Origin of the sequence: Thermostichus vulcanus str. 'Rupite', from assembly GCF_022848905.1 — a bacterium.
GTDB lineage: Bacteria > Cyanobacteriota > Cyanobacteriia > Thermostichales > Thermostichaceae > Thermostichus > Thermostichus vulcanus_A.
Window position 1 is genome coordinate 181347 of sequence record NZ_JAFIRA010000002.1, and the last position, 3190, is coordinate 184536.

Sequence of the window (3190 nt, forward strand, 5' to 3'; positions counted from 1 at the left end):
GATAGGCCTCCGGCCCGCTGACGCGATAGGCCTCCGGCCCGCTGACGCGATAGGCCTCCGGCCCGCTGACGCGATAGGCCTCCGGCCCGCTGACGCGATAGGCCTCCGGCCCGCTGACGCGATAGGCTGGAACCAGCAAGAATAGGATATTGCCCTGCTTCGGCCCCGTTGCTTTTCAGCTTGTATTGACTTTTGTACTGACCCTCCCTCATCTTGGCACGCTATGGCCCTTCAACTCGAACCCGCAAGTCTTCCAGAAGTCGCCGTCTATCAGCCCTACTACGCGGTTGCCCGTCGCCAATACCTAGCTCTCGCCGTCGGTTTGTACAAAAAAGCTAGCTTAGAAGGACAGCGAGCAATTGAGGGAGAGGAGCCGGTTCGGTTCTTGGCCAGTTGGCACATGTCTCCTTTGCCTTCTGACCTAACAGTGGTGCAGTTGATTTTTGCTCAGGATGCTGACCTCACCTATCAGCTTTCGATTGCCGACTATGAGTTTGTGGATTACCTAATCGATGTGGTCGCGTTGGTACAGCGGGGACAACCGCCGGATTTCACCACTGCCTTCTACAAAAAACTGATGCGATATGAAGATTAAGTCAATATCCAATCCGTCTCAAAAATGAGTAAAGAGCAGGTCAAGAGCGAATAAAGAGCCCATATGGAGATTAAATCCGATCACCCCACCCGAGTTATCCTCTACGACACCACCCTGCGGGATGGGGCACAGCGGGAGGGGCTGTCCCTGTCGGTTCAGGATAAGTTGCAGATCGCCAAACTGCTGGATCGGCTCGGGATCCCCTTCATTGAGGGGGGGTGGCCGGGAGCCAATCCTAAGGATGTGCAGTTTTTCTGGCAAATGCGGGAAGAACCCCTAACGCAAGCGGAGTTGGTGGCTTTTTGTTCCACCCGGAGACCGGGACGTACCGCTGCCGAAGATCCGATGCTACAAGCCATCTTGGCCGCCGGCACTCGCTATGTGACGGTCTTTGGCAAATCCTGGGATCTGCACGTCACCCAGGGTTTGGGCACCAGCCTGGAGGAAAACTTGGCCATGATCCGGGAGACCCTCACCTATCTGGGATCCCAGGGGCGACGGGTGATCTACGATGCCGAACACTGGTTTGATGCCTACCGCCACAATCCCGACTACGCCCTGCAAACCTTGGTCACGGCTGCCGAAGCCGGAGCGGAATGGCTGGTTCTCTGTGATACCAATGGGGGATCCCTGCCCCATGAAATTGCTCAGATCACTGCAGCTGTTTTGGCGGAATCTCACCACCTACGGCATTTGCCCCTGGGTATTCACACCCACAATGACTCGGGTACAGCCGTGGCCAATGCCCTGGCTGCTGTGCAAGCGGGAGTCCGGATGGTGCAGGGCACCATCAATGGCTATGGGGAACGCTGTGGCAATGCCGACTTGTGTAGCCTGATCCCCAACTTGCAACTGAAGCTGGGGTACACCTGTCTGCCGGAGGAGAAACTGCAACACCTGACGGAGATCTCCCGTTCCATCAGCGAGGTGGTCAACCTAGCCCCTGATGATCATGCTCCGTTTGTGGGTCTGTCGGCCTTTGCCCACAAGGGCGGGATCCACGTCAGTGCTGTCCAAAAGAACCCCCTCACCTACGAGCACATTGCTCCGGAACAGGTGGGCAACTGCCGCCGCGTGGTGGTTTCAGAACAATCGGGTCTCAGCAACATCCTCAGCAAAATAGCCGGGTTCGGCTTTGTCCTGGATAAATCGGATCCGCAGGTGCGCTCCATTTTGGAACGGCTGAAAACCCTGGAGCTGGAGGGCTATCAATTTGAGGCGGCTGAGGCCAGCTTTGAACTGATGGTGCGGGAGCTGCTGGGGCAACGTTCCCATCCCTTCGAGATGCTTAGCTTTAACATCAGCACCACCACCCGCTCCGACTGGAGTAGCAAAGACTGGGATCCCACGGGAGGAGAAGCAGATGTGCAATCCTTGGCGGCGGTGAAAATTGTGGTGCAGGGGCAAACGCGGGTTACTGCGGCGGAAGGAAACGGGCCTGTGGCGGCATTAGATGGGGCCTTGCGCAAAGCCCTACTGGAGTTTTATCCCCAAATCGAACAGATTCACCTGTCCGATTACAAAGTGCGAATTTTGAATGGTCAGGCAGGCACCTCGGCCAAAACTCGGGTGCTGGTAGAGTTTAGTGATGGTCATCACCGCTGGACGACAGTAGGGGTTTCGACCAACATCATCGAGGCTTCCTGTCGAGCCTTGGTGGAGGGATTAGAATACAGCCTGCTACCCCCGAGCTCTCCCTTGCCAATAGATTATCGCTCCTCGGCAACTGCAACGAGAGTTTCCTGAGAACTTCGGATATGTTTCTATGTTTCGTTGAGGGGATCCTACAAGTGGGTTATGCAGACCTTGAGAGAGAAGATCTTCTGGCTGTTTTATCTTATGCAGATCGTCTGACAAAAACTCGACGTTTTTACTTGATTGGAGCATGAATTTCTTAGCTGCAGAATGTGATGCTATTCACGCTCTAGATCTGCCGACAGGAAATAGAACCTTTGATGAGTAGATTATTGCCCTTGCAGAAAAGATGCTGACTTTATAGACTCTCATCTTCTCTTTCAGTTACCCTCTAAATGACTTCTAATCTCTACAGGAAACATCAGTAATCGAGAGCTGGAAACAATTTTGATGCAACTTCTACCTGACATTCTTCGTCAGTTCCAGCTATATTCGTTTTTAGAGAGTAAGTTGGGCTGGTCTTGTGGTGCGAGGCTAGCGATGGCTAACACAGCTTTCCCTTTTTGGTTGGATCCCCCGAACCCTATGTCAATATCTGATTTTGCGCAATTACTCCCCCATTCTCAAAATCCTCTGGGGATTGTCGTGCCGACGGTGATCGAGCAGTCTTCCCGTGGTGAAAAAGTGTTTGACATCTACTCCCGCCTGTTGCGGGATCGCATCGTTTTCCTAGGGCGGGCGATTGATGACAGTACTGCTAACTTGGCGATTGCCCAAATGCTGTTTTTGGAAGCGGAGGATCCCACCCGCGACATTTACCTCTACATCAACAGCTGATTGACTGACAAAAGCTGCTTACAGATAGCTGGGTGCCTTGCTGTGCGGTAGTTTTGGAGATTGAAGAGATGAAGGGGGAGCCAGCGTTCTAAGCTTAGATACCACTCAAAACCGTGAACGCTG

Annotated in this window: 3 protein-coding genes and 1 pseudogene; 3 read left to right on the forward strand and 1 reads right to left on the reverse strand. The window is 53.6% G+C overall.

Features of this window, described 5'->3' with window-relative positions; genetic code table 11:
• On the reverse strand, positions 1-212 hold a 212-nt coding region (locus tag JX360_RS02045), incomplete at its 3' end, for a hypothetical protein (RefSeq protein ID WP_244348816.1).
• Positions 213-223: 11 nt separating this feature from the next.
• Here JX360_RS02045 and ebsA point away from each other — a divergent pair.
• From ebsA to JX360_RS02060, 3 genes and pseudogenes are all read left to right on the forward strand, one after another.
• Positions 224-595 (forward strand): type IV pilus biogenesis protein EbsA, encoded by a 372-nt coding sequence (gene ebsA / locus JX360_RS02050; protein ID WP_244348817.1) that lies wholly within the window; start codon positions 224-226, stop codon positions 593-595.
• Positions 596-658: 63 nt separating this feature from the next.
• Positions 659-2341, forward strand: coding sequence for a citramalate synthase (gene cimA, locus JX360_RS02055; RefSeq protein ID WP_244348818.1), 1683 nt, complete (start codon positions 659-661; stop codon positions 2339-2341).
• A gap of 474 nt (positions 2342-2815) precedes the next feature.
• Positions 2816-3064 (forward strand): annotated as a pseudogene (locus tag JX360_RS02060) (ATP-dependent Clp protease proteolytic subunit); the annotation flags it as partial.
• Positions 3065-3190: the final 126 nt, after the last annotated feature.